Source organism: Pseudomonas sp. RA_15y_Pfl2_54 (assembly GCF_963971015.1).
GTDB classification, from domain to species: domain Bacteria; phylum Pseudomonadota; class Gammaproteobacteria; order Pseudomonadales; family Pseudomonadaceae; genus Aquipseudomonas; species Aquipseudomonas baetica_A.
In genome coordinates this window covers 61,363-87,193 of the sequence record NZ_CAXAPN010000015.1, presented here as the reverse complement: position 1 = coordinate 87,193, position 25,831 = coordinate 61,363, and the positions used below count along the sequence as shown (strand labels likewise).

The 25,831-nt window shown below is 59.7% G+C and carries 24 protein-coding genes and 1 pseudogene; 10 read left to right on the top strand and 15 right to left on the bottom strand.

All coding sequences use genetic code 11. The annotated features are described in order from the left end of the window. Window positions 1-2: 2 nt before the first annotated feature. Window positions 3-356 (top strand): DUF1428 domain-containing protein, encoded by a 354-nt coding sequence (locus AACY50_RS13095; protein WP_339538651.1) that lies wholly within the window; start codon window positions 3-5, stop codon window positions 354-356. A gap of 118 nt (window positions 357-474) precedes the next feature. Here the strand turns inward: AACY50_RS13095 and AACY50_RS13090 are convergent, their stop codons facing one another. After that, entirely contained in the window at window positions 475-669 is a 195-nt protein-coding gene (locus AACY50_RS13090; protein WP_339432733.1) for a hypothetical protein, read from the bottom strand. Between the two features lie 105 nt (window positions 670-774). Here AACY50_RS13090 and thpR point away from each other — a divergent pair, with 105 nt between their 5' ends. Further along, window positions 775-1,314 carry an RNA 2',3'-cyclic phosphodiesterase gene (thpR, locus tag AACY50_RS13085; RefSeq protein WP_339432732.1) on the top strand — a complete coding sequence of 180 codons (540 nt, stop codon included), beginning with the start codon at window positions 775-777 and terminating at the stop codon, window positions 1,312-1,314. A gap of 239 nt (window positions 1,315-1,553) precedes the next feature. Here thpR and AACY50_RS13080 read toward each other — a convergent pair whose 3' ends face one another. From AACY50_RS13080 to AACY50_RS13060, 5 genes are all read right to left on the bottom strand, one after another. Then, a complete protein-coding gene (locus tag AACY50_RS13080; RefSeq protein WP_339507875.1) occupies window positions 1,554-2,651 on the bottom strand; it encodes a polyamine ABC transporter substrate-binding protein in 1,098 nt (365 codons plus the stop codon). 86 nt (window positions 2,652-2,737) lie between these two features. Further along, the gene (locus tag AACY50_RS13075; protein WP_339538650.1) at window positions 2,738-3,616 is read right to left on the bottom strand and encodes an ABC transporter permease subunit; all 879 of its coding nucleotides are present in this window, start codon (window positions 3,614-3,616) and stop codon (window positions 2,738-2,740) included. Next, on the bottom strand, window positions 3,613-4,494 hold the full coding sequence (locus tag AACY50_RS13070; RefSeq protein WP_339432751.1) for an ABC transporter permease subunit: 882 nt from the start codon (window positions 4,492-4,494) through the stop codon (window positions 3,613-3,615). Before AACY50_RS13070 ends, AACY50_RS13075 begins: the two co-directional genes overlap by 4 nt. Before the next feature lie 29 nt (window positions 4,495-4,523). Continuing rightward, window positions 4,524-5,666, bottom strand: coding sequence for a polyamine ABC transporter ATP-binding protein (potA, locus tag AACY50_RS13065; RefSeq protein WP_339538649.1), 1,143 nt, complete (start codon window positions 5,664-5,666; stop codon window positions 4,524-4,526). Window positions 5,667-6,037: 371 nt separating this feature from the next. Then, window positions 6,038-6,799: a gamma-glutamyl-gamma-aminobutyrate hydrolase family protein gene (locus AACY50_RS13060; RefSeq protein ID WP_339538648.1), complete on the bottom strand. Its 762-nt coding sequence runs from the start codon at window positions 6,797-6,799 to the stop codon at window positions 6,038-6,040. A gap of 282 nt (window positions 6,800-7,081) precedes the next feature. On the opposite strand from AACY50_RS13060, the gene AACY50_RS13055 reads away from it, so the two are divergent. The 3 genes from AACY50_RS13055 to AACY50_RS13045 all read left to right on the top strand — a co-directional run bounded on the left by AACY50_RS13055 (window position 7,082) and on the right by AACY50_RS13045 (window position 11,471). Further along, window positions 7,082-8,458 (top strand): glutamine synthetase family protein, encoded by a 1,377-nt coding sequence (locus AACY50_RS13055; RefSeq protein ID WP_339432727.1) that lies wholly within the window; start codon window positions 7,082-7,084, stop codon window positions 8,456-8,458. A 189-nt stretch (window positions 8,459-8,647) separates the two neighbouring features. After that, the gene (locus AACY50_RS13050; protein WP_339432726.1) at window positions 8,648-10,138 is read left to right on the top strand and encodes an aldehyde dehydrogenase; all 1,491 of its coding nucleotides are present in this window, start codon (window positions 8,648-8,650) and stop codon (window positions 10,136-10,138) included. Between the two features lie 49 nt (window positions 10,139-10,187). Next, window positions 10,188-11,471 (top strand): NAD(P)/FAD-dependent oxidoreductase, encoded by a 1,284-nt coding sequence (locus AACY50_RS13045; RefSeq protein WP_339432725.1) that lies wholly within the window; start codon window positions 10,188-10,190, stop codon window positions 11,469-11,471. A 93-nt stretch (window positions 11,472-11,564) separates the two neighbouring features. Here the strand turns inward: AACY50_RS13045 and AACY50_RS13040 are convergent, their stop codons facing one another. Further along, on the bottom strand, window positions 11,565-11,804 hold the full coding sequence (locus tag AACY50_RS13040) for a hypothetical protein (RefSeq protein WP_339538671.1): 240 nt from the start codon (window positions 11,802-11,804) through the stop codon (window positions 11,565-11,567). Between AACY50_RS13040 and AACY50_RS13035 the strand changes: the two are divergent. From AACY50_RS13035 to AACY50_RS13020, 4 genes and pseudogenes are all read left to right on the top strand, one after another. Beyond that, a pseudogene (locus tag AACY50_RS13035) lies at window positions 11,760-11,918 on the top strand (LysR family transcriptional regulator); the annotation flags it as partial. The gene AACY50_RS13040 and the pseudogene AACY50_RS13035 sit on opposite strands and share 45 nt — an antisense overlap. 258 nt (window positions 11,919-12,176) lie before the next feature. Beyond that, entirely contained in the window at window positions 12,177-13,673 is a 1,497-nt protein-coding gene (locus tag AACY50_RS13030; protein WP_339465626.1) for a helix-turn-helix transcriptional regulator, read from the top strand. Between the two features lie 138 nt (window positions 13,674-13,811). Then, window positions 13,812-14,069, top strand: a complete 258-nt coding sequence (locus tag AACY50_RS13025; RefSeq protein ID WP_339432723.1) for a DUF1652 domain-containing protein — start codon at window positions 13,812-13,814, stop codon at window positions 14,067-14,069. Window positions 14,070-14,393: 324 nt separating this feature from the next. Then, on the top strand, window positions 14,394-14,615 hold the full coding sequence (locus AACY50_RS13020) for a hypothetical protein (protein WP_339432722.1): 222 nt from the start codon (window positions 14,394-14,396) through the stop codon (window positions 14,613-14,615). A 169-nt stretch (window positions 14,616-14,784) separates the two neighbouring features. On the opposite strand, the gene AACY50_RS13015 is transcribed toward AACY50_RS13020, so the two are convergent. Together AACY50_RS13015 and AACY50_RS13010 are read right to left on the bottom strand one after the other, a co-directional pair. Beyond that, entirely contained in the window at window positions 14,785-15,552 is a 768-nt protein-coding gene (locus AACY50_RS13015; protein ID WP_221732683.1) for an SDR family oxidoreductase, read from the bottom strand. Window positions 15,553-15,574: 22 nt separating this feature from the next. Further along, window positions 15,575-16,642 (bottom strand): phosphotransferase family protein, encoded by a 1,068-nt coding sequence (locus tag AACY50_RS13010; RefSeq protein ID WP_339432721.1) that lies wholly within the window; start codon window positions 16,640-16,642, stop codon window positions 15,575-15,577. Between the two features lie 190 nt (window positions 16,643-16,832). Between AACY50_RS13010 and AACY50_RS13005 the strand changes: the two genes are divergently transcribed. Continuing rightward, window positions 16,833-17,228 (top strand): DUF4280 domain-containing protein, encoded by a 396-nt coding sequence (locus AACY50_RS13005; protein ID WP_221732681.1) that lies wholly within the window; start codon window positions 16,833-16,835, stop codon window positions 17,226-17,228. A gap of 115 nt (window positions 17,229-17,343) precedes the next feature. Here the strand turns inward: AACY50_RS13005 and AACY50_RS13000 are convergent, their stop codons facing one another. The 6 genes from AACY50_RS13000 to tssH form a co-directional block, all read right to left on the bottom strand. Then, window positions 17,344-17,886: a toxin-antitoxin system YwqK family antitoxin gene (locus AACY50_RS13000; protein WP_339432720.1), complete on the bottom strand. Its 543-nt coding sequence runs from the start codon at window positions 17,884-17,886 to the stop codon at window positions 17,344-17,346. Window positions 17,887-17,898: 12 nt separating this feature from the next. Beyond that, window positions 17,899-19,908, bottom strand: a complete 2,010-nt coding sequence (gene tssI / locus AACY50_RS12995) for a type VI secretion system Vgr family protein (protein ID WP_339538647.1) — start codon at window positions 19,906-19,908, stop codon at window positions 17,899-17,901. Between the two features lie 31 nt (window positions 19,909-19,939). Next, window positions 19,940-20,608: an endonuclease/exonuclease/phosphatase family protein gene (locus AACY50_RS12990; RefSeq protein WP_339465622.1), complete on the bottom strand. Its 669-nt coding sequence runs from the start codon at window positions 20,606-20,608 to the stop codon at window positions 19,940-19,942. Between the two features lie 49 nt (window positions 20,609-20,657). Next, complete coding sequence (locus AACY50_RS12985) at window positions 20,658-21,605, bottom strand: hypothetical protein (protein WP_339465621.1); 948 nt, start codon at window positions 21,603-21,605, stop codon at window positions 20,658-20,660. A gap of 107 nt (window positions 21,606-21,712) precedes the next feature. Beyond that, complete coding sequence (locus AACY50_RS12980; RefSeq protein ID WP_339494221.1) at window positions 21,713-23,209, bottom strand: hypothetical protein; 1,497 nt, start codon at window positions 23,207-23,209, stop codon at window positions 21,713-21,715. A 78-nt stretch (window positions 23,210-23,287) separates the two neighbouring features. Beyond that, on the bottom strand, window positions 23,288-25,831 hold the full coding sequence (gene tssH / locus AACY50_RS12975) for a type VI secretion system ATPase TssH (RefSeq protein ID WP_339432716.1): 2,544 nt from the start codon (window positions 25,829-25,831) through the stop codon (window positions 23,288-23,290).

Sequence of the window (25,831 nt, the reverse complement as noted above, 5' to 3'; positions counted from 1 at the left end):
CCATGGCCTACATCGATATCTTTGTCGCCCCCGTGCCGACCGCCAATCGCGAGCAATACAAAAAACACTGTGTCATCGCAGCGAAACTGTTCAAGGAGTACGGCGCCCTGAGCGTCGTCGAATGCTGGGGTGATGACGTGCCGGACGGCAAGATCACGTCGTTCCCGATGGCGGTGAAACTCAAGGAAGATGAAACCGTGGCCTCCGGCTGGCTGATCTGGCCGGACAAGGCCACCCGCGATGCGGGCATGGCGAAAATGATGGACGACCCGCGCATGCAACCGGACGTCAACCCGATGCCGTTCGACGGGCAGCGAATGATCTTCGCCGGGTTCAAATACCTCATCGAACCTTGAAACTCACGCAAGTCCCTTTGTGGGAGCGGGCTTGCTCGCGAACGCGGTATGTCATTCAAAAATAATGTTGCCTGACACACCACTTTCGCGAGCAAGCCCGCTCCCACAGGTGTGTATTTCACTCTGCCGATGGAGTAATCCGACAGCCTTTGCGATGACGAATCTGCTCATCCGTTGGCCGCTCTCGGACAAACTCGAAGCGCGGCTCACCTTCGCTGTAATGCACCAGCCAGCCCCATTCGAGCTCGGCTTCGTCCTGCCCGGGACTCGGTGGCCTGGCCCACCACGGCTCTTTGCTGAGGATCTCGCGCATGGCGGCCTCCGGTTGATGGCAATCCTTGAACTATAGACTTGTGTGGCGAGTCGTCAGAAAGGGGCAGGTAGAATCGGCAATCACAACCCTATAAGGAGCCAGGCCATGACGGATGAAAAACACGGGGATCTGCCGTCCAAGCGGCTGTTCTTTGCCCTGGACTGTCCACTGGCGCAGCGCAAGGCGATTGCCCAGTGGCGTGGGGAGTTGGGCTTGAGGGCCGGCAAACCCGTGCCCGCCGACAATTTTCACCTGACGTTATTGTTTCTCGGTGCCGTGCCATTGGCGCAGATCGGCGAAGTCTGCGAAGCCGCCAGTAAGGTACGCACGCCGGGAGAGGCTGTGCGGATTTCGCTGGATCGCTTGCAGGTCTGGCATCGCGCCGGGGTGCTGTCGTTGGCGCCCGAGCAGGCACCGCAGGCGTTATTGCGTCTGGTCTATGCGCTTGAGCAGGCCATGTTGCCGTTTGGTTTTGAGGCGCCGTCACACGCGTTTCGCCCGCATCTGACGCTGGCCCGTGATTACCGTGCGCCCGAGCCGGAAGCCGCCACACCGCCGGAGTTCTGCCTGCGTGCCGAGCGCTTTGCCCTGTTTGAATCGCACAAGGGGCGCTACCGCGTTTTGCAGGATTGGCCGCTGACCTGAGCGACAAAAAAAGGCGCCCGAGGGCGCCTGAAATTCACCTGAGCCGAGGGAGCCAGGTGAGGCCGTTCATGTGGGGGCAGCGGTGGTAAGGCGCTGCGTGAACGGGAAATCATAAATCTTCAAACCGCCACCTATCCCCTGTGGGAATGGGCTTGCTCACGAAGGCGTCAGGTCAGCCAATTCACAGGTGCCTGAGACTACGCTTTCGCGAGCAAGCCCGCTCCCACAGGGGGTTTCGGTTACTGGCCGAGTTTCACCCGCGTCCAGCCGCGGGTCATGATCCGTTGGGTGGCAATCGGCTGATCCGGCACCGCATACAACGTCGCCATCACCGCTTGCGACGGATACGAGCCCGGATCGTTGCGGATCGCTTCATCCACCAGTGGCGTCGCCGCCGAGTTGGCGTTGCTGTAGCCGATGTTGTTGGTGACTTCGGCGATGATGTCAGCACGCATCAGGAAATTCATGAACAGGTACGCGTTGTCGACGTTCGCCGCATCACGCGGGATCGCGACCATGTCGTAGAAGCTGCCGGCGCCTTCCTTGGGGATGCTGTAGTCGATCTTCACGTTGTTGCCCGATTCCGCCGCCCGGGCCTTGGCCTGCAGCACGTCACCGGAATAACCGACGGCCACGCAGATGTTGCCGTTGGCCAAATCGGAGATGTACTTCGAAGAGTGGAAGTACGCCACGTACGGGCGGATCTTCATGAACAGCGCTTCGGCTTCGAGGATGTGCGACTTGTCCTTGTCGTTCACCGGATAGCCCAGGTAGTGCAGGGCGGCCGGGAGCATTTCGGTCGGCGAGTCGAGGAAGCTGATGCCACACGCCTTGAGCTTCTCGGCGTTTTGGGGCTTGAACAGCAAGTCCCAGGAATCGGTCGGGGCGTTGGCGCCGAGCACTTCCTTGACCTTGGCCGGATTGAACCCGATACCGATCGAGCCCCACATGTACGGGAACGCGTGAGCGTTGTCCGGATCACTGGCGGAGGCGTTTTTCAGCAGCACCGGGTTGAGATTCTTCCAGTTCGGCAGCTTCGATTTGTCCAGCGTTTGATACACGCCGGCCTTGATCTGCTTGGCCAGGAAACTGTTGGACGGCACGACGATGTCGTAACCGGATTTGCCCGCCAGCAAACGCGCCTCAAGGGTTTCGTTGCTGTCGAAGACGTCGTAGGTCACGCGGATGCCGGTCTCGTCTTCAAACTTCTTGACGGTGTCCGGCGCGATGTAATCGGACCAGTTGTAAACACGCAGCACCTTGTCGTTGGCCTGGGCGCCCATGGCCATTGCGCCCATTAAGGACAGTGTCAGCAGAGTCCTGCCAAACATTTTCATCGGTACAACTCCATTGTTCTTGTTCAAAAACTCAACGCGGTAAATCTGTGGCGAGGGGGCAAGCCCCGTCGCCACAACATCCGTTATCAAGCGCTGGCAGCGGTGCGTTGCGGTTGTTGCCACGACTCATTGGCGGTCTGATCCATCGCTTCCTGAATCGCACGTTTGCGGTTGGCTTCTGCCTTGCGGCCGAAATACCAGACCAGGAAGGTCACGATCGACACCGCCAGCAGAATCAGGCTGGCCACGGCGTTGATCTCAGGCTTCACGCCCAGACGCACCGCCGAGAACACTTCCATCGGCAGGGTGGTAGAACCCGGACCCGACACGAAGCTTGCCAACACCAGGTCATCCAGCGACAAGGCAAACGACATCATCCCGCCCGCCGCCAGCGACGGCGCAATCATCGGAATGGTGATCAGGAAAAACACCTTGAAGGGTTTTGCCCCCAGATCCATTGCCGCTTCTTCAATCGACAGATCCAGTTCACGCAGTCGGGCGGAAACGACCACCGCCACATAGGCTGCACAAAACGTGGTGTGGGCGATCCAGATGGTGACGATGCCACGTTCCTGCGGCCACCCGATCAACTGCGCCATCGCCACGAACAGCAGTAACAACGACAGACCGGTAATCACTTCGGGCATCACCAACGGCGCGGTGACCAAACCACCAAACAGCGTGCGCCCCTTGAAGCGTGTGACCCGCGTCAGCACAAACGCGGCCAGGGTGCCGAGGGCAACAGCGGCAATCGCGGTGTAGCAGGCGATTTCCAGCGAGCGCAGCACCGAGCCCATCAGTTGCGTGTTGTCGAGCAGGCCGACGTACCACTTCACCGACCAGCCGCCCCACACCGTCACCAGTTTCGAGGCGTTGAACGAATAGATCACCAGAATCAGCATCGGCAGATAGATGAACATCAGGCCGAAGATCAGCATGAACTTTGCAAAACTGAAGCGTTTCATCCCCGTGCCTCCATCTCTTTGGCCTGGCTGCGGTTGAACAGCAGAATCGGCACAATCAGGATCAACAGCATCACCACTGCCAGGGCGGACGCCACCGGCCAGTCGCGGTTATTGAAGAACTCTTGCCACAACACGCGGCCGATCATCAGCGTCTCCGGGCCACCGAGCAGTTCTGGAATCACGAACTCACCGACCACCGGAATGAATACCAGCATGCAACCGGCGATGATGCCGTTCTTGGCCAGCGGCACGGTGATTTTCCAGAAGTTATTGAAGTTGCTCGAGCCCAGGTCTGACGCGGCTTCCAGCAGGCTGCCGTCGTGTTTGACGAGGTTGGCGTACAACGGCAACACCATGAACGGCAGATAGGCGTAAACCACACCGATATACACGGCCGTGTTGGTGTTGAGGATCTCGATCGGGTGATCGGTGAGCCCCGTCCACATCAGAAACGCGTTGAGCAAACCGTTGTTGCTGAGAATGCCCATCCACGCATACACGCGGATCAGGATCGCCGTCCAGGTCGGCATCATGATCAGCAGCAGCAAGACGTTTTGCGCTTCCTTGCTCGCCTTGGTGATCGCGTAAGCCATCGGGAAGCCGATCCCCAGGCACATCAGCGTGCTCAGTGCCGCGACCTTCAGCGAGCCGAGGTAGGCCGACAGATAAAGGTCGTCTTCACCCAACAGGGTGTAGTTGCCGATGTTCAGCAACAGTTGGAATTTCTGCTCGGCGTAGGTGTAGATCTCCGAGTAGGGCGGAATGGCCAGGGCTGCTTCCGAGAAGCTGATCTTCATCACCAGAAAGAACGGCAGCATGAAGAACAGGAACAGCCAGATGAACGGAATGCCGATCACCAGTTTTCGCCCGCTGGGCACCAGGCGCAGGAATTGCTGATTGAAGGTTTTCATGAGCGCAGTACCACGCCGCTGTCGTCTTCCCACCAGACGTAGACCTTGTCGTCCCAGGTCGGCCGTGCGCCACGACGTTCGGCGTTGGCCAGGAACGACTGAACGATCTTGCCGCCGGGCAATTCCACGTAGAACACCGAGTGGCCGCCGAGGTAGGCGATGTCATGCACTTTGCCTTCGGACCAGTTGTAGCGGAACTCCGGTTGGGTGGTGCTGACGAGCATTTTTTCCGGACGGATCGCGTAGGTGATCGACTTGTCCTGTACGGAGGTGCTGACGCCGTGGCCGACGTAGATCTTCTGCTGCAAGTCCGGGCTGTGAATGATCGCGTGACCTTCCAGGTCTTCCACCACGGTGCCGTCGAAAGCGTTCACGTTGCCGATGAATTCGCACACCATGCGGCTGACCGGGGCTTCATAGATGTCGATCGGGCTACCAATCTGCGCGATCCAGCCCAGGTGCATGATCGCGATGCGTTCGGCCATGGTCATGGCTTCTTCCTGGTCGTGCGTCACCATCACGCACGTTACGCCGACGCGTTCGATGATTTGCACCAGTTCCAGCTGCATCTGCGAACGCAGCTTCTTATCCAGTGCGCCCATCGGTTCGTCGAGCAGCAACAGCTTCGGACGTTTGGCCAGCGAGCGGGCGAGGGCGACGCGCTGACGCTGGCCGCCGGACAACTGATGGGGTTTGCGCTTGGCGTATTGGGTCATGTGCACCAGGCGCAGCATCTCTTCGACGCGGGCGTCGATTTCGCTGGTGGGCAAACGGTCCTGCTTGAGGCCGAAGGCAATGTTCTGCGCCACGGTCATGTGCGGAAACAGCGCGTAGGACTGGAACATCATGTTGATCGGCCGCTCGTAGGGCGGCATGTCGGTGATGTCCACGCCGTCGAGCAAGATTCGCCCTTCAGTCGGGCGCTCGAAACCGGCCAGCATGCGCAGCAGGGTCGATTTGCCCGAACCGGAGCCACCGAGCAGGGCGAAAATTTCGCCCTGATGGATCTCCAGTGACACATCGTCCACGGCGGTGGTTTCGTCGAACTTCTTGGTCACGCGATCGACTTTCACCAGAACCTTTTTCGGTTGCTGATGACCTTCAAGAGCCTTCCTGTAAGTGCTGGAGGCGTTTGCCATGTGAAACTCCCAACAGGTTTCGTTCGCCGGGCCAATGTGGCCTGGCTTAAAAGTGGATTGCAGAGCGGTCAGCGCATTGCCTGTCGGATCACATCCCCCTGTGGGAGCGGGCTTGCTCGCGAATACGTCGTGTCAATCGACATCGTTGTTGCCTGACACACCGCTTTGGCGAGCAAGCCCGCTCCCACAGGGTTTTGCGTTGTCCTGACGGGCACTGCTCTTACCGATCCGGCTTGGTCGGCGCCGCCGTCCTGGCTGCCTGGGTCGTACTTGTTGTTATTACGGTTTGTCGTTTTCACGGATGACGGATGCACAAACGCGCAGCCGCCGACCCGTGGGGGCAGTAAACAGTGATGAAATCCCGGGTTGGGTCAGCGTTGGTTGCGTCGCGTCGCCCGTTGCCGGCAAGCCTGGCCGAACGCCTGGAAAATCCTCAGGTAGTTCGGGTTATCGAGTACCTGCCATTCCGGGTGCCATTGCACACCGAGGGCAAAGGTCGGGCTGTGCTCCACCGAGATCGCCTCGATCAGGCCATCCGGCGCCACCGCTTCGGCGCGCAGGCCGGGAGCGAGGCGGTCGATGCCCTGACTGTGAATCGAGTTGACATGGAACTCGTCCGGCAACCCCAGCGCTTCGAACACGCCGCCACCAAGCACGGTGACGGCATGGGCCGGTGCGTATTGCACGGCCACATCCGGGCTGTCGGCTTCGCGGTGATCGAGCATGCCCGGCAACTCATGCACCTTCTGATGCAGGCTGCCGCCGAACGCGACGTTCATTTCCTGGAAACCACGGCAAATGCCCAGCACCGGAACGCCCGCCGCAATGGCGGCACGCAATAAAGGGAGGGTGGTGGCGTCTCGCGCCGGATCGTGATCCGTGCCGGGGACGCTGGCTGGGCCTTGATAGTGGAAAGGTTCCACATTGGAGGGCGAGCCGGTCAGCAACAGACCGTCGAGTTGACCGAGCAGGTCATCGATTTCAGTCAGGTTGCCAAGGGAAGGAATGACCACCGGCAGCCCCAGCGCCGCAACGCTGACAGCGCGAACGTACTTGTCGCCGCTGATGTGATAGGGGTGCAGGCCAATCTGTTTGACGCACGCAGTAACGCCGATTAATGGCTTGAATGCCATTTTTATTCACCTCGAAGTTTGACACTTGAACGAGCTTTTCCGGAGCTTAGCCTCGTTGATTTTAATTAACAACTGCCATGTAAAAAATTCTAAACGCCGTTCATCCATCTTTCACGGTTTCTGGGTGTCCGGCGCTTGTGTTGGCATGAAAGTGTTAAAAAACGCCCTAAAAATAAAGGCTGGGCGGTCAGGTGTTCGCTATTGACTTCACTTTGTCTTTCGGATTGACTGGCTCGGCGAAACAGCAGTGAACATAATAATTAACAGCTAAATAGGTGCATCATGTCGGTCCCTCTGCGTGCCGTTCAACTCAACGAAGCAAACGCATTCCTTAAGAAACATCCTGAGGTTTTGTACGTCGACCTTCTGATTGCGGATATGAACGGTGTGGTGCGCGGCAAGCGCATCGAACGCACCAGTCTTCATAAGGTTTACGAGAAAGGCATCAACCTGCCGGCCTCGCTTTTCGCCCTCGACATCAATGGCTCCACGGTCGAAAGCACTGGCCTGGGGCTGGACATCGGCGACGCTGACCGCATCTGCTACCCGATCCCTGGCACCCTGAGCATCGAGCCGTGGCAAAAGCGCCCCACCGCACAATTGTTGATGACCATGCACGAGATCGAAGGCCAGCCGTTTTTCGCTGACCCGCGTGAAGTGTTGGCCAACGTGGTGCGCAAGTTCGATGAAATGGGCCTGACCCTTTGCGCGGCGTTCGAACTGGAGTTCTATCTGATCGACCAGGACAACGTGAACGGCCGTCCGCAGTCGCCACGTTCGCCGGTGTCCGGCAAGCGTCCGGTGTCGACTCAGGTCTACCTGATCGACGACCTCGACGAGTACGTCGACTGCCTGCAAGACATCCTCGAAGGCGCGAAAGAGCAGGGCATCCCCGCTGACGCCATCGTCAAGGAGAGCGCCCCGGCGCAGTTCGAAGTCAACCTGCATCACGTTTGCGACCCGATCAAGGCGTGCGACTACGCCGTCCTGCTCAAGCGTCTGGTGAAAAACATCGCCTACGACCACGAGATGGACACCACCTTCATGGCCAAGCCGTATCCGGGCCAGGCGGGCAACGGTCTGCACGTACACATTTCGATTCTGGACAAAGAAGGCAACAACATTTTCGCCAGCGAGGATCCCGAGCAGAACGCCGCGCTGCGACACGCAATCGGCGGTGTGCTGGAGACCCTGCCTGCGCAAATGGCGTTCCTCTGCCCGAACGTCAACTCGTACCGCCGCTTCGGCGCACAGTTCTACGTGCCGAACTCGCCGAGCTGGGGCATCGACAACCGCACCGTGGCGGTCCGTGTGCCGACCGGTTCGGCCGACGCCGTGCGCATCGAACACCGCGTGGCCGGTGCCGACGCCAACCCGTACCTGCTGATGGCGTCGGTGCTGGCCGGTATCCACCACGGCCTGACCAACCAGATCGAACCGGGTGCGCCGGTGGAAGGCAACAGCTACGAGCAGAACGAGCAGAGCCTGCCGAACAACCTGCGCGACGCACTGCGCGAGCTGGACGACAGCGAAGTCATGGCCCGCTACATCGACCCGCTGTACATCGACGTGTTCGTCGCGTGCAAGGAAAGCGAGCTGGCCGAATTCGAAAACTCGATCTCTGACCTTGAGTACAACTGGTACCTGCATACGGTCTGATTTGCAGACCAACACCGACCCAATGTGGGAGCTGGATTGCTCGCGAATGCGGTGTGTCATTCAAAATCATTTTGTCTGGCATGGTGCTTTCGCGAGCAAGCCCGCTCCCACAGGGGATACGGTTACCAGGTTTTGATGAGTGGGCGATCGCCTGCCATCACCCCAATCCCCCCTTGTCGAGCCACAACAATGACTACAACCCGCAACGACTGGGAACAACGCTTCCAGTCCCTGACCCTCGAATCCCGCGCGTTCATCAACGGCGAATACCGCCCGGCGATCAGCGGCGACACCTTTGAATGCCTGAGCCCCGTCGACGGCCGTTTCCTCGCCTGCGTGGCCAGTACCGACGAAGCCGACGCCAACCTCGCTGTTGAAGTCGCTCGCCAGTCTTTCGAATCCGGCGTGTGGGCGAAAAAAGCCCCGGCCGAGCGCAAGCGCATCCTGATCCGCTTCGCCGATCTGATCCTGCAACACCAGGAAGAACTGGCGCTGCTTGAAACCCTGGACATGGGCAAACCGATCAGCGACTCCATGAGCATCGACATCCCGGCGACCGCCAACGCGATCCGCTGGAGCGCCGAAGCCATCGACAAAATCTACGACGAAGTCGCCGCCACGCCGCACGACCAACTCGGTCTGGTGACCCGCGAACCTTCGGGCGTGGTTGCCGCCATCGTGCCTTGGAACTTCCCGCTGATCATGGCCAGCTGGAAGTTCGCTCCAGCGCTGGCCGCCGGTAATTCGTTCATTCTCAAGCCTTCGGAAAAGTCGCCACTGACCGCCATCCGCATCGCGCAACTGGCGCTGGATGCCGGCATTCCAAAAGGCGTGTTCAACGTCCTGCCGGGCTTTGGTCACACCGTCGGCAAAGCGCTGGCGTTGCACATGGACGTCGACGTGCTGGCCTTTACTGGCTCCACGGCGATTGCCAAGCAACTGATGATTTATGCCGGCCAAAGCAACATGAAACGCGTTTGGCTCGAGGCCGGGGGCAAGAGCCCGAACGTGGTGTTTGCTGACGCCCCGGACTTGCGCGCAGCAGCCCAGGCCGCCGCCGGCGCCATCGCCTTCAACCAGGGCGAAGTGTGCACCGCCGGTTCGCGTCTGCTGGTCGAGCGTTCGATCCGCGAGCAATTCATCCCCCTGCTGGTGGAAGCGCTGCAAGCGTGGAAACCCGGTCACTCCCTCGACCCGGCCACCACCGTCGGCGCCGTGGTTGATCAGCGTCAACTCGACAACGTGCTGCGCTACATCAGCATCGGTCGCGAGCAGGGCGCCGAACTGATCGCTGGCGGCCAACGCACCCTCGAAGAAACCGGTGGCCTCTACGTGCAACCGGCGCTTTTCGACGGCGTAACCAACGCCATGACCATCGCCCAGGAAGAGATTTTTGGCCCGGTGCTGTCGCTGATCACCTTCGACACTGTGGAAGAAGCACTGCACATTGCCAACGACAGTATCTTCGGCCTCGCCGCCGGGGTCTGGACCAGCAACCTGAGCAAGGCGCACACCTTCGCTCGCGGCCTGCGCGCCGGCAGTGTGTGGGTCAACCAGTACGACGGCGGCGACATGACCGCGCCGTTCGGTGGCTTTAAACAGTCGGGCAACGGTCGCGACAAGTCGCTGCATGCGTTCGACAAGTACACCGAGCTGAAAGCGACCTGGATCAAGCTCTAATTCTTTTACAGCGACGGTCGCAGGTGTTCTGCGGCCATCGGAGAAACGTATGAAACAACAACACGTAAACAGCTACTACGCCGCCACCCGTAACGAAGTCATCGACTTCCCGATGCTGGAAGAAGCGGTGGACTGCGACGTCTGCATCATCGGCGCCGGTTACACCGGTTTGTCCTCGGCGCTGTTCCTGACCGAAGCCGGCTATAAAGTGACGGTGCTGGAAGCGGCGAAAGTCGGCTACGGCGCCAGCGGCCGCAATGGCGGTCAACTGGTCAATTCCTACAGCCGCGACGTCGACGTGATCGAAGAGCGCTACGGCGACAAGACCGCAGAAATCCTCGGCAGCATGATCTTCGAAGGCGCCGACATCATCCGTTCGCGCATCAAGGACTACGACATCCAGTGCGACTACCGCCCGGGCGGCATTTTCGCGGCGATGAACAAGAAGCAGCTCAACGGTTTGGCCGAGCAGAAGCGCAACTGGGAACGCTACGGCAATCGCAATCTGAAGATGCTCGACGCGGCGGACATTCGTCGCGAAGTCGGCTCCGACGCCTACGTCGGTGGTCTGCTGGACATGCAGGGCGGCCATGTTCACCCGCTGAACCTGGCCCTCGGTGAGGCCGCTGCAATCACGCGCCTGGGCGGCAAGATCTACGAGCAATCGGCCGCCGTGGAGATCACCTACGGCGAGCCCAACGTCGTGCGCACCGCCAAAGGCCTGGTACGCGCCAAGTACCTGTTGATCGCCGGCAACGCCTACCTGCCGCAAGGCCTCGACAACCGCGTCACCGCGAAAAGCATGCCGTGCGGTTCGCAAATCGTCGTCACCGAACCGTTGACCGAGAAGCAGGCGCGCAGCCTGATCACCAACAACTACTGCGTCGAAGACTGCAACTATCTGCTCGATTACTACCGTCTGACGGCCGATAACCGTCTGCTGTACGGCGGCGGCGTGGTTTACGGCGCGCGGGAACCGGACGACATCGAACAACTGATCCGCCCGAAGATCCTCAAGACCTTCCCACAACTCAAGGATGTGAAAATCGACTACCGCTGGACCGGCAACTTCTTGCTGACCATGTCACGCATGCCGCAATTCGGCCGCATCGAGAAAAACGCCTACTACATGCAAGGCTACAGCGGCCACGGCGTCACCTGCTCGCACCTGGCCGGCAAACTGATCTCGGAGATGATCCGCGGCGACGCCGAACGCTTCAACGCCTTCGCCTCCCTGCCACACATGCCCATGCTCGGCGGCCGTACCTTCTCCGCCCCATTGACCGCCCTCGGTGCCGTCTACTACTCGCTACGCGACCGCTTCGGCATTTAGGTTACCTCCCCGGCGGCGGCCCCCAAGACTCCCGCCGGTTTTTTTCCTGAGTCCAGCGCTCAAACTGTGGAAGCTGATCTGCCAGGGATAGCGTCATCCCGGGGTGTGCAAGGCCAACTGCTTGATCACTTCAACCACTGGCGCCACCCGTTCAGCCTGCCCATGCGGCCACACCGCATAGAGGTTGTAATGCGCCGCAATCTGCGCCAGACCGTCCGACAACACACTGGCAAACAACTGCCCGGCATCCGTCAGGTTGCTGCCGCCACCTTCACGCACGAACAGCGGCTGGCCGATGAACTGCATTTCGGTCGTGCCGCTGAGCGGTTGCATATCTGTCAGCCGCCTCTGAGCCAGCAGATTCGCCTGCTGGAAGAAGAACTCGGCACGCCGCTGTTCGAACGCAGTCATCACCGCGTCGAGCTGACAGCGGCGGGGTTGGTGTTCAAGGCGCTGACGCCACCGCTGCCGGAAGTGCCGCTGTACGCCATCTATCGGGCGGACGATGCTTCGCCGGTGCTCAAGCTGTTTCTCGATACGTTGCGTGAGTGGGTGGAACACTGATCCCTGTGAGAGCGGGCCTGCCCGCGAGGAGGCCGGATAAGTCAGCATCAAGTCTTATGACGGCCCCTTGCAGGTGCTTCGCACGATCACGCGCCGCTGCGGTCGTAATCTTCACATGGTCGTATCACTTGTGGAGATCCAATGAGCCAGGAAGTCCTGACCCGCGAAACCAATCGTCGTCAGTTGCAACAGATCATCGCCGGGTTGTCCGACGGGGTGATTCTGCTTGAGCTTGATCAGAGCATCCTCTGGGCTAATGAAGCGGCGTTGGCCATGCACGGCGTCAACCGGATCGGTGAGCTGGGCACGAACGCCGATGAGTACGCCAAGCGCTTCAGCCTGCGTTATCGCAACAATCACCCGGTGCCGCCCGAGCACTATCCCATTAGCCGTGCCGCGCGTTGCGAAGCCTTCAGCGACGTGTTGATCGAGGTGTTCGCTGTGGATGACCCCGAGCGCATCTGGGTTCACAGCGTGCGCAGCATGGTGCTGACCGACCGTGATGGCCAGCCCGAGTCGCTGGTGCTGATCATGAGTGACGTTACTGATTGGGCCAATGCTGAGCAGCGCTTCGAAAAGACCTTCAATGCCAATCCGGCACCGGCGGTGATCTGCCGTCTCAGCGATTTGCGGTATATCAAGGTCAATCCGGGGTTCCTGGAGATGACTGGCTACACCCGCGACCAAGTGATTGGCACCTCGGCCTATGAAATCGACATCCTTGAGCAGGCCGATGATAAAGACCTGGCCATCCAGCGCCTGCGCGATGTGGCGACTATTCCGCAGATGCAGGCTGAACTGCGATTGCCCGATGGCACCACCAAGCAAGTGATCGTTGCCGGACAACCGCTGGTGCTTAATGACGAGCCGTGCATGTTGTTTTCCTTTGTCGACATGGAGTCGCGGCGCCAGGCTGAAGTGGCGCTGCGCCAGAGTGAAGAGCGGTTTGCCAAGGCTTTTCGCCTGACCCCGGTGCCGATTCTGATCTGCAGCGCCGACGAGCAACGGGTCATCGACGTCAATCAAGCGTTCCTCGATACCCTGGCCTATGCCGGCGAAGACGTCGTGGGCAAAACCGTGACGCAACTGAACGTTATCAACGACGCCGAAGAGCGCGAACGGTTGCTGGTGGCACTGGAGAAAAACGGCCGGGTTGATCGGGTCGACGTAAGCGTGCGCAAGCAGGATGCAGATTTGCTTGAATGCACGCTGTCCGCCGACACGGTCAATATTCAGGGCATACCGTGCTACCTGCTGGTGCTGATGGACATCTCCGAGCGCAAGCGTACCGAGCTTGAACTGGTGGCGGCGATTGAAGAGGTGATGAAGGACGCTTCGTGGTTCAGTCGCACGCTGATCGAAAAACTGGCCAATGTGAAGAAGGTCAACTCGCCGCAATTGCCGAGTGTGTCGTTCACCGAGCTGACCGCTCGTGAGCGCGATGTGCTGGGGTTGATCTGCGAGGGGCTGGCGGACAAGGAGATCGCGGCGCGGCTGAAACTGGCACCGAACACGGTGCGTAATCATGTGGCGACGGTGTATTCCAAACTGGATGTGCACAGCCGCAGTGAAGCAATTGTCTGGGCGCGCGAGCGTGGCTTGTTTTCGGGCGATTGGCGCAGCAAAGGCCAGCGATAGGGTGCAAATGCACTAGTGCGACAGGTGCAAATTCGTGTGTTGCTGTGAGGAGGCTGTTCTTAGTCTGGCGGGGTGCGATACGAGCCTTTTTTTGGCTTGGGATCGTGTCCCAGTGAGACAGTTCAAGGAATAGCTCCAATGATGAATCTTGCGCAGTTGCGCGCGCGGCTTGAGCACAGTTTTTCGCCGCTGGCTTGTGAGTGTTCGGTGGATGGTGATCATTCGCTGACGGTGAAGCTGTTTGACCCGGTTTCCGGGCAGGTGGATTTGGTGATCGGTGGTTTGAAACTCGATGCTTTGCGCACGTCCGGGTCTGTCGATGTGTTGATTGATGAATTGCGGTATGAGTTGCAGAGCAACTCTTTGGGGACTTCGCGGGATCCTGATCTGGCGTAGATTATGGTGTGGGCAGGTTGCTTGCTGGGGCTCTGAGTTCCTTCGTTTCGGGGCGCACCAATAGCAGCCGTGGTCGCCGACCCATTTCTGTCGGATGCCCGCGATCCCTGTGGGAATGGGCTTGCTCGCGAAAGCGGCCAGACTGGCCAGCGGCTTGTGCAGGCAACCTGCGCCGGGAGCACAACGCAAAATCGACAGCCAGTCTTCCCTGATCTGACCGTTTTACTGGCGCTTGCGAGGGGCTCGGCTATAAAGAATGAGTGGTCAGGTCTTCCGTGGTCGGTTTGGTCGCGGGAGTTTGTCTCTCTTTTCGCGGGTCGTCCTATGAACAATCTTGGGAAACGCGTGTGTTCGCCGTTGTCGTTGGTTTTTTCTGTGGCGCTGTTGGCCGGTTGTGCCAGTGCGCCGCCACCGCCACCGGTAATGCCACCTGCGCCGCCGGAACGCACCTGCCAGGTCCTCGAGAATACCGAGGTAGCCGGCGATGTGTATGCCGACGGGCAAGTGACTCGTCACATCACCACTACCCGTTGCATCACCCAATAGCGTGCGCAGGGCAATAGTCTCGGTCTGAGCTGATTGTGCTGGAGGCTGGCGAGGTGGGCGGGACGGTGTTGAGTTTCGGTTGGCAAGTGCCAAGGGTCTTGGCCTGGTACACATGCCCTGTGGACGCGAGCACGCTCACCTCCACAGGGTTATTGATTGACCGCCAGGATCAGGACAGGAACCCGCCGTCCACGTTCAGTGAGACGCCTGTGGTGTAGCTCGACGCATCACTGGCCAGGTACAGCACCGCACCGGCCATTTCACTCGGATCGGCCACACGCTTGAGCGGGATCTGCGTCAGTGCCTGTTTCAGAATCGCGTCGTTCTTCACCAGCGCCGAGGCGAACTTGGTGTCGGTAAGGCCCGGCAGCAGGGCGTTGCAGCGGATGCCGAATTGCGCGCATTCCTTGGCGAAGACCTTGGTCATGTTGATCACCGCCGCTTTGGTCACCGAGTAGATGCCCTGAAAGATCCCCGGCGAGATGCCGTTGATCGAGGCGACGTTGATGATGCTGCCACCACCGTTTTCGCGCATCAGCTTGCCCGCTTCCACGGACATGAAAAAGTAGCCACGGATGTTCACGTCGACGGTCTTCTGGAACGCGCCCAGATCGGTGTCCAGCACGTTGCAGAACTGCGGGTTGGTGGCGGCATTGTTCACCAGAATATCCAGGCGGCCGAACTGTTCCTTGATCCCGGCGAACACTTGGCTGATCTGTTCCATTTCACCGATGTGGCAGGCCACCGCGGTGGCTTTGCCGCCGTCAGCGATGATGGCGTCGGCGACGTGCTGGCAGCCGTCGAGTTTGCGACTGGAAACGATGACGTGGGCGCCTTGTTGGGCGAGCAGTTTGGCGATGGCTTCACCGATGCCACGGCTGGCGCCGGAGACGAAAGCGATCTTGCCGTCGAGGTCGAACAACTGAGTCTTGGACATAAGGGTTCCTGGGTGTGGGCCGTCAGAGGCTCGATTTCGAAATGACCTGCAAGCTCATCTGCTCCAGCAGTTTGTTCATGTGAATGAACTGCGCGAAGCGTTTGTCCTGGGTCTGGCCATGGTAGAAGCGGTAGTAGATCTGCTGCACGATCCCGGCCAGACGGAACAGGCCGTAGGTGTAGTAGAAGTCGAAATTGTCGATCTGGATGCCCGAGCGCTCGGCGTAGTAATCGACGAACTCGCGGCGGGTCAGCATGCCCGGGGCGTGGCTCGGCTGGCGGCGCATCAGTTGCACCGGCGCCGGGTCGCCCGCCTCGATCCAGTAGGCGAGGGTGTTGCCCAGGTCCATCAGCGGATCGCCGAGGGTGGTCAGTTCCCAGTCGAGCACGCCGATGATCTGCATCGGGTTGTTCGGGTCGAGGATCACGTTGTCGAAGCGGTAGTCGTTGTGGACGATGCTCGACGTCGGGTGGTCGGCCGGCATCTTGTCGTTGAGCCAGGCTTTGACCGCTTCCCAGTGCGGTGCGTCCGGGGTCAGGGCTTTTTCGTAGCGCTCGCTCCAGCCTTTGATCTGGCGGGCAACGTAACCTTCAGGTTTACCCAGATCACCGAGACCACAGGCCTTGTAATCGACGCGGTGCAGTTCGACGAAACGGTCGATGAAACTCTTGCACAGCGCCTCGGTTTTCGCTGAATCCAGACCCAGCTCCGGCGGCAGTTCCGAGCGCAGGATGATCCCGTTGACCCGTTCCATCACATAGAACTCGGCGCCGATCACCGATTCGTCGGTGCAGTGCACGTAGGCTTTCGGGCAATACGGAAAACCGTCGCGCAATTGATTGAGGATGCGGAATTCGCGGCCCATGTCGTGGGCGGATTTGGCCTTGTGACCGAACGGCGGCCGGCGCAACACGAACTCCTGCTCGGGGTATTCGAGCAGGTAAGTCAGGTTTGACGCGCCGCCGGGAAACTGGCTGATCGCAGGCAAGCCGCGCAGGCCCGGAATGTGTGCCTTGAGGTATGGATCGATCAGGCTGGCATCGAGTTCTTCGCCAGAGCGGATACGGGTGGACTGGTCAGTAAGCGCCATGCTTATCCCTTCTGCTTATTTTGGAGGCCAGACATCATTGGCTAATCTAATGGGGCGCTCGGTCGGTCACAAGCGCGGGCCGGTCTTATAGGTTAGCGTGTTGCCGGACAATCACCTTTGGGAATGTGCAGGGCGGGCCGCAGCAGACTAAGGTTTAGCGGGTATGCCGTGTCCAACAAGGAGTCGGGAAATGGGCTGTCCACAAGTCTGTGCCACTGCCACTTTGCAATGCAGCTTCGGCGCCGCACCGTCGGCGCTCAACGTGTTGCCGGTCAATCGCACGCTGACCGGCGGGATGCCGGCGGCGAACATCATGGATTACATTCCGCTGGTCAACATCCTGCCGTTCGGGGTGTGCATGAGCATGGCCAATCCGACGGTGGCGGCCGCCACCGCTGCTGCGCTGGGCGTGCTGACACCGATGCCGTGCATTCCGGCAACCGCGTCGCCATGGATTCCCGGCGGCGCGCCGACCTTGCTGCTCGGCGGGATGCCAGCGATCGATGCCAACAGTACGTTGATGTGCACTTGGGCGGGGGTGATCAAGATCGTCATGCCGGGGCAGATGCAGATGCTGATTCCCTGATTGTTGCGTTGGATGTGCCGGCCTCTTCGCGAGCAAGCCCGCTCCCACATTTGATCGCATTCCAATGGGTAAGCGGGCTTGCTCGCGAAAGGGCCAGTCAATACACCCTGAAACGTCAGGCCTGCTGCGGATCCATCCAGCGTTGATACCACCAGCGCACCCGCGAAATCGGCTTGCCATCCGCGCCCAACGGCCGTCCATCCTCGGCAAACCCCTGTTCAGGCTCCATCAACTGCCCATTCACATAACGCGCTTGCACCGCCGGTTTGCCATTGGGATGAAAGCGCTGATAGCGCCCCTCACGCACGCCATCGCGATAAAACTCAGCCTCCGCCACCTGGCCGTCAGGAAAGTAATTGAGCGCTTCCCCATGCAACAACCCGCGCCGATACGTTGCCTTGCGTTGTAAAAAGCCCTCCGGCGCGTAAAAACTGGCAACCCCTTGCAGCTTGTCGTGTACAAACGGCATCTGCGCCGAGACCTTGCCATTGGGGTGATAGAGCAGCGACGTACCCTGCAACTCGCCCTGGCTGTAGTTCAGATCGGCTTGTTTGCGCCCGTCGTCCTTGATTTGCAACGGGCCATCGAGCTGGCCGTCCTGCAAACGTCCCTTGAGCTGCTTGTCATTCTGCTGCAAGTCCAGCGGTGTGATCGCCATGGTTGCTCCCTGTCAGTTGACCTGCACCAGCCCGCCCTTGATGGTCAGCATGCCGCCGCCGTCCACGGTCTGCGAGGCCGCGCCCTTGTTGGTCAGGCTGATCCCGGCATCGTTGGTCAGGGTGGTTCCGGCCTTGTTGTCCAGCGATGTACCGGCCTGATTGGTCAAGGCAGTGCCGGCCTTGTGGGTGATCGAGGTGCTGGCCGACGTCGCCAGATCGGCGCCGCTCTTGATGGTGAAGCTGCCGCCACTTTGCAGGGTCAGGGTGCCGCTGACTTTGATCGTCAGGTTGCCGTCCACGGTCAGGCTGTAATCGCCCGTGACTTTGTCGGTGTAATTACCGCCCGTGCTGTGATCTTGGTCAGCGCCGACTTTTACCGTGCGACTGTCCTTCACATCGAGCGTGTCGCTGCCGGTCTGGATCGTCACACTGCGTTTGCCTTTTTCCAGGGTCACGGTCTCGTCGCCGTCCTTGACCGTGCGGGTGCGGGCGTTCTGTACGGTGAGGGTTTCGTCGTGGCCGACGGTGGCCGTGGTGTCGTTGAGCACGTTGATCTTCAGATCCTTCTGCGCCTGCAAAAACACCTCTTCGGCGTCTTTCTTGTCCTCGAAGCGCAGTTCGTTGAAACCGCCGCCACCCTTTGACGATTGGGTCTTGATCCCCGATTGCGTCTGATTGGCCGGCAAGGCGTAGGGCAGGGCGTTGTCGCCGTTGTAGACGCACCCGGTCACCAGCGGCCGATCCGGATCGCCGTCGATAAAGGTCACGATGACTTCCTGACCGATGCGCGGGATGAACTGCATGCCAAAGCCCTTGCCGCTCCAGGGCAACACCACGCGCACCCAGCAGGAACTGGTTTCATCGTTCTTGCCATCGCGATCCCAAGGGAACTGCAACTTGATCCGGCCGTATTCGTCAGTCCAGATTTCTTCGCCGGACTTGCCCACCACAATTGCAGTTTGCGGGTGCATGCGCGGTTTTGGTGTGACCCGTTGCGGGCGAAACGGCGTGGCTTTGGGGATCGCTTCGAAACGGTTGCGATAGCTTTCATGGCTGACGTCATGGGTGACCCGCGTCACCACCCAGTCGATGTTCAGGCTCGCATCGTCGTGGCCGTCGAGGGTGAACCAGTGCCCCGGAATCAGCCAACGGCAATCACTTTCGCCGACAAAACGTTTCTCTTCACTGCGCAAACCGTCGACGCGCTGCTTGGTCAACGCATCGCCGCGCGCCTTGGCGTTGTAGCCGCCCGGATGTTCGTAGATCGCACGCGGCCCGGCGACCGCTTCGGCCTGGCCGTACAGCGAAGTGGTCGGCGTGGTGAACTCGTAATCCGTCGCCTTGTACACCCCAGCTACCGCTTGCAAACACACCTGGCCTGCGCGAATCCCGTGCAGCTCGCGCTGACCCAGTCCTTGCCCCAGATAGCTGACCTTCGGCCCATTAGGGATCTGCACGAAAGCGTCGTTGCTGTCGCCCAGTACGAGCGTGTGCTTGCCGTCGTCGTGGGTGAAGAACCAGAAAATGCCTTCTTCTTCCAGCAGCCGCGAGACGAAGGCGAAATCGGTTTCTCCGTATTGCACGCAGTATTCGCGCGGGGTGTAGCTGCCGGTCAGCGACAGTTTGAAATCGCTGAAACCGTGGGCGTTGAAAATCGTCGTGACGATGTCCGAGGTGGCGAGGTTCTGGAACACGCGGTTGTTGCTGGCCAGGGTCAGCCACCAGAGCCATGGCCTGAGTACAAGCTGATAGCGCTCGGCGGTGGCGTCAGCGGGGAGCTGGCGGATTTCAGCGACCAGCGCATCGAACGGACGCAGTTGTTCGTCGTTGTGCAGGGTGGTGGTGACGTGGGTGGCGACGGCGCTGATCAGGGTGAGGGCGGTGCCGTCGTTGAGGCCGTTGAGGATTTGTGAGCCGAGCAGGTTAAGGCCTTCGTCACCGGACAACGCCTCAGGGTAAAGCGCCGACAGCGACGTGGCAGTGAGCGAAAGGCTGGTGTTGCTGTCGGTGGAGCGGGGCATCGACGATCCTCTTTGACAGTGCAGGGTGAACTCAACCGGTGACGTCAAACAGAATAGGTCGGTGGTCGGGGCCAGACATATCGAATACTTGCGCCAGCCCGGTGAGGTCAACAGGCGTAACAGTGACATCCGCCGACGCCAGCACCCAATCGAGAATTCCGCCCTTATTCTGTGTTTGCAGGCCTCCCCAACATTCATAGGCAAGTCCGGCGCTGTCGAGTTTGCCAACGTTCTTGTAGTCCAGGTTCAGGTCCCCCGTCGCCACCCACTTACCGCCCAGAGCGGTGCAGGACTTGAGCTGGCTCTTGGTCACCTCGCTTTGTCCGGATTTGAAGTGCGCCAGGAACACGTAACCGGTATAGCCCCCGACACCATGCACTTCCACGGCGATCAGATCCCTGTTGAGGGCAAACAGGCTGCCTTGGCTGATTACACGCAGTTCTTCAAAGCCTTTGACCATGACGATATAGCCGTTGGAATAGCCTCCCGTGAAAGAGTAAACGTTGTAGGAGGGGTATATGGCCGCAAGGTTCTGTCGGTAATTGTCGATTTGCGCCGAATGTATTTCGCACAGGAAAACAATGTCGGCGTTCCACCAATTGCTTGAGCAACAGTTGTAGACAAAAACGTCGACCTGAGTCTGTTTGTCCAACGTTGAGGACTTGCCGTTTTTTTCGACATTGAAGCTTCCGATTCTCATGACTAGGACCTTCTTTGCTGCAAAGCGTTTGTCATCCGGCTGATTTTTTTTAGGCGTGGTTGTTCAACGTTTTCAATGTCTCCTTGGTAGGCCGCAGCTGGTTCATTTCGTTGTTGATGGTGGGGCAACGGGTGAACGCCACATGTTTTTTCCGCCCGGCATGGCTGTTGATCGTAGACACCGAGAAGCGCAGGCCCGAGAGATCGGCTCCATATTCGGGAACCTGAAACTGGTTGTCGGTGATGTTGAACGACCATGTCGAGCCGTTGTAGTGACTGAGCCAGGATTTGGCATCGAACGGCAGCACTGTGGTGTTGAACCCGGGGGTGACCAGTGTTCTGAGGTGGGCGAAGATTTCATCGTTGAAATGCGCGTCAGTGAGTTTGAACTTCACCTTGTCGCCGTAACCGGCGCTCTTGATGTCCTTACAGCCATTTCGCTCGTTAGGTGCCCAGTAACTGGACAGTTCGAGTTTTGCCCCGATGGCCTGGAGCGCCGCCCACCATGTGGCATCGCCATTGAAAGGTCGGTTTTTTTCCATGGTCGATTCAGGATCGTCGTTGCGCTGCTTGCCCTCCATGCCTGGAAAACCGCCGAACACCGGGCTGGTGCATTCGACGAACAACTTGGAAATATTGGCGGAAGCGGTTTCCGTGGCCAGTCGATCGGCCACCCCGTTGGATGTCCGCGCGAGACCATTGAGCAACCTCTGTGCCTCAACCATACCCAGCAGGCTTTTCACCAAGGTGATCTCGTTATTGCACTGGACGATGTCCTGGAACTTGGTATTGAGTGTCGTGCGGTTGGCTACAGCGGGGGGACCATCGGTCAACTGGCTGTAGTTAAGGATCACCGCCGTCTGGTAATACCCGAGCAGGCTGCCAAGGCAATAAAAATATTTCCACGGCAGCACGTGGTGGAAGGTCCATTTATCGCAATCGGGTGTTCCGCCACTGCGAGCGGCTGGCAGCTTCACGGTGAATACATACTCGGCCACGTCACGCACTCCCTTGAAAGCCTATCTCTTAAAAAGGGGACGGATTTATTTGTCTGGCAAACGGCCAACACCCATCCGTCCCCGTGGATACGTCCCCTTTTATTCAGTCACTTCCCGGCATTTTTGGCCTCAGCCGCCTTGGCCTGCTGCCACATCGGAATCGCCTTGAACGCAGTGACCATGTCGTAATCCAGCGCCACCGGTTTTGCACCTGCTGAGGTGTCCGGCCCCATCGGGGTCTTGCCGTCGCGGCTCTGGAACCAGCTCATCCAGAGTTTCGATCCGGGGTCGGCCATGACCAGTGCCGCGTCAGGGTCACTGCCCGAAAGTGGTGGATCGATGGTTTGTGGTGGCTGGCTGGAGGTGGGCAGCAAGAACGAGGTCATCGGATATTGGGCGCTGCTGTGGCATCCCAGGCATCCGGCACTGGCCAGACCGGCCGGGTAATAGTGCGAGCCGGTCCAGGCTGGCGTCACGACGGCACCGTCGTTCGGGCCTGACAATCGGCCGTCCCATCCCAGCGTTGAGACCGAATAAGCCGGCGACTGGGGATTGATCCAGTTTTCGCTGAGCTTCGGATTGACCGTGACGGGCGGCGTCAGCGCCGTTGGCGCCGTGTTGATGACGTCCGGGTTGCCGCCCCAGGTGGCGCCCAGCGGAATCATCTTGTCCCAGGCGTCTTTGCCCGGCGCGTTCTTGTCGTAGACCAGGGTCGAAAACACCCATCCGGTTTGCGGTGAGGCGACACTGTCCTTGACGATGATGTCGAACTGCATCAACGACACCTTGGTCATCGCCGGTTGAGTGGTGGTGCCCTTGAAGTCTTTGCCGACGCATTGTGTTTTATTCAGCGCGCTGCCATTGCTGGTGTTCACCGGTGCGTAGATTTCCCATTGGGCGGCGCCTTCCATGGGGGCCCAATCGCTGCCACAGGCACTGACCATGGCAAATTTGATGATGACGCTGCCTTCGGCAAACTGCGTGGTGCTCGTTTCCAGCACCGGATTCATTGCGCGTTCAGGGGTTTTGCCCCAGATGTCGCCGAGGGTTTTCGCCGCACGGGTGTCGTACAGTGTCAGCACATAAGTGGTCACGGGCAGGGTCTGATCCGTCAGTGTGCCGGCGGGAAACCCTGACCCGACATACACACCACGAATGGGTTCGCGTTCGATACCCAGCCAGATCGAGTCGTACCAGCCGCTGTCCTTGTAGTTCCAGTTGGCGTAGTCGTAGACGATCTTGCGCATGTCCGGGGAGACGTAATCTTTCAGCGCCTGAACGTAGGCTCCGGCGTTGGCCTGGGTGATCTTGCCGTTGCCGGTGGTCTTGCTCCAAGGGAAGGAAGTGCCGGTCGGTAATTGGGTCGGATAATCATGGCTGAGTGTGAACAGCGGCCCCTTGTAGTTCGGCGGCGGGGAAATGGGCGAGGTCAGAAAGGGGTCAATCTGCAAGTTCGCGCCATTGAGTTTTTCGACCGTAGAGGTCAGGAAGGACACCTTGCCCACCAACTCGTTTTCCAAATGTTGGGTGTCCGCTGGTGCGGACAACGGTATTGCGACACAGGCTCCCAGCAGACTCATCGGTAATTTCAGGCTTTTTTTCATGACATTATCCTTGTCAGTTTTGGAAGAGTACCTTCCTTTCATCACGGTTTTTCGTACATCGGCGAAGGGCGATGGGGATTACTCCAGCACCCACTCCGCCAACTTCCCCGTCACTTGCGTCATCAACACATTCTCGACATCCCGCGCACCCGCCGCACTGCACTTGGCGAGCACGGCTTTGACAATTCCCGCATCAAACTCGAATTGTTTGCCGGTCGCTGCCTTGTAGCGGCCACGCAACTTCTCAAGTTTCGCCAGCACAATCCCTTCCAGCGTCGCCTCATCCAGCGGTCGATACGCAACCACGGTCATGCGCGCCAGAAATGCCGGACGGAAGGCTTGCAGGAGGACTTTATGCAGGGCTTCGTTGAAGGCGTCAGAACCGAGTTGCGCCACGGGTGTGTCGAGCAGTAACTCGGCACCGACATTGCTGGTGGCGAGCATCACGGTATTTTTGAAGTCCACCACCAATCCGGTGCCGTCCTCCATCAAGCCTTTGTCGAAAACGTTGTAGAACGCCTCCAGCACATCGGGATGGGCCTTCTCGATCTCATCGAGCAACACCACGGAATACGGTTTGCGCCGCACCGCTTCCGTCAATACACCACCGCTGCCATAACCGACATAACCGGGCGGCGCGCCTTTGAGTTGGCTGACGGTGTGGGCTTCCTGGTACTCGGAGAGGTTGATGCTGATCAGGTTGCGTTCGCCGCCGTACAACGCATCGGCCAGCGCGTAAGCGGTTTCGGTTTTGCCGACGCCGGTAGGGCCGACCAGCAGGAACACCCCGACCGGTTTTTGCGGGTCGGTGAGGCCGGCGCGATAGGCCTGCAAGCGTTGGGCGATAGTGTTGAGCGCGGTGCTTTGGCCCATGACGCGTTGGCCCATGCGGGTGCCGAGTGTGCGCACGGCATGGGCTTCGTCGGCGAGCATTTTGCCGACAGGAATGCCGGTCCATCCGGCGATCACGGCGGCGACGGTTTTGGTATCGACCTGCTCGGGCACCAGTGGATCGTCCTGGCGGATCGCATCGAGTCCGGCTTCCAGACGCAGCAGTTCAGCGGCCAGATGATCGATGCGGCTGTCAGTCGCTTCGTCGGGTTTGTCGCTGTCGGCGCGCTCGCTCAAGTCGAGCAACTCACGACGAGTGTCGAGCAACTCGCGCACGGCTACACGCTCTTCACCCCAACGGGTTTCCAGTTCGCGGATGGCTTGAACGTTGCCGCCAGATTCGCTTTCCAGCAGGGTAATGCGCTCACGGTGATCCAGCCCCGTGGCCTGTTCGCGGCGCAAGCGCTCGACTTCATCCTTGAGGCTGTTTTGCCGGTGGCGCAGGCTTTCCAGCGGTGGGGGCACGTCGTGCTGGCCGAGGGCAACGCGGGCGCAGGCAGTGTCGAGGACGCTGATGGCTTTGTCCGGCAACTGACGGCCGGAGATGTAGCGGTGCGACAGTTTCACCGCTTCGTGGATCGCCGCATCGAGCACCTGCACGCCGTGGTGCTGTTCGAGTTTGGCGGCGACACCACGGAGCATTTCCACGGCGGTGATTTCGTCCGGTTCCTCGACTTGAACCAACTGAAAGCGGCGGGCGAGGGCCGGGTCTTTCTCGAAATATTTTTTGTACTCCATCCACGTCGTCGCGGCGAGGGTGCGTAATTCGCCTCGGGCCAATGCCGGTTTGAGCAGGTTGGCCGCATCACTGCCGCCCTCGGCACCGCCGGCGCCGATCAGGGTGTGGGCTTCGTCGATGAACACAATGATCGGTTTGTCGGCGCTGCGTACCGCGTCAATCACGCCTTTGAGCCGTTGTTCGAATTCGCCCTTGACCCCGGCGCCGGCCTGCAACAGACCGAGATCAAGCACGCGCAAACTGACTTCCTGCAACGAGGGCGGCACGTCGCCGGCGGCGATGCGCAGGGCCAGGCCTTCGACCACGGCGGTTTTGCCCACGCCCGGTGCGCCGACCAGAATCGGGTTGTTCTGCCGGCGCCGCAGAAGGATGTCGATGCATTGGCGAATCTCACCATCGCGGCCCACGATCGGGTCGATGCGTCCGGCATGGGCGTCGGCGGTCAGGTCCTGGGTGTATTGATCCAGCACCGAATCCTGTCGTGGCGCAGGATGTCCAGAGGAAGCCGCGGAACGCGGGCCGACATGCTCACGGGAGTTTTCGGTCCACTCCAGCAAGTTCGCCCGCAGCGCTTCTTTGGGAATGCGCAGTAACGATGAGGCACTGTTGAGCAGCAGGCTGCGGCGCTCGTCGCGGTCAATCAACGCCAATAGCAGCAGCCCCGAACGAATGCTGTCGAGTCCCAGCACACTGGCCTGCACCACCGCATCTTCGAGTAAGCCCAGGGTGTGTGACGACAGCGCTGGCGTGCGCGTGCTGCCAGCCTTGAACAGTTCCAGCGCCTTGTTGATTTCAGCGCTCAGCGCATCACGCTCCAGACCGAAGCGCGGCAGCAGAAAGGCAAAGTCGCCGCCCTCGATATCCAGCAATTCCAGCAGCAAATGCTCAATCTCGACAAAGTGATGCCCGCGTTGCAGGCACCGTTGCGCGGCGCGTTCGAGGGCGCGGCGGTTGTCCGGGTTGAGGCGTCCGATCAGGCTGGCCAGTTCCAT